The organism is Acinetobacter sp. 24-47-62, from assembly GCF_056779765.1.
Genome location: NZ_JBWYIN010000044.1, coordinates 1 through 312, shown reverse-complemented (window position 1 = coordinate 312; position 312 = coordinate 1). Strand labels below are relative to the sequence as shown.

The following is a 312-nucleotide window of genomic DNA, read 5'->3' as shown; positions in this document are numbered from 1 at the left end:
CACGTAAATCAAGGAAATGCTCAAGACCTAAACCAGCAGCCAAAAGACCTAATTCGTTTGCTTGACCAGCATCAGTAAAGTACTCAAGACCCTTCCAAACTTCAGATTGGCTTAAATCTAAATCTTCAATCGCTTGGAATAAGTCAGATACTAAACGTACAACGATTTGCTGAACACGTTCATCAACAGGACCTGTTGCAGTATCAACGTTCATCTTTTTAACTAAAGCATTAATTTGTTCGCGGTTCATACTATTTCTCCTTAAGTATGCTTGCTGTGTGGTGGCTGACTTCTAATGTGTTTGAGCTCGCT

General features: G+C 39.7%; 1 protein-coding gene. It reads right to left on the bottom strand.

Annotated features, from left to right (window positions below; all coding sequences use genetic code 11):
* The coding region (locus AC1M87_RS14810) for a dioxygenase (protein ID WP_481594125.1) at positions 1-250 on the bottom strand (250 nt) is incomplete at its 3' end.
* Positions 251-312: the final 62 nt, after the last annotated feature.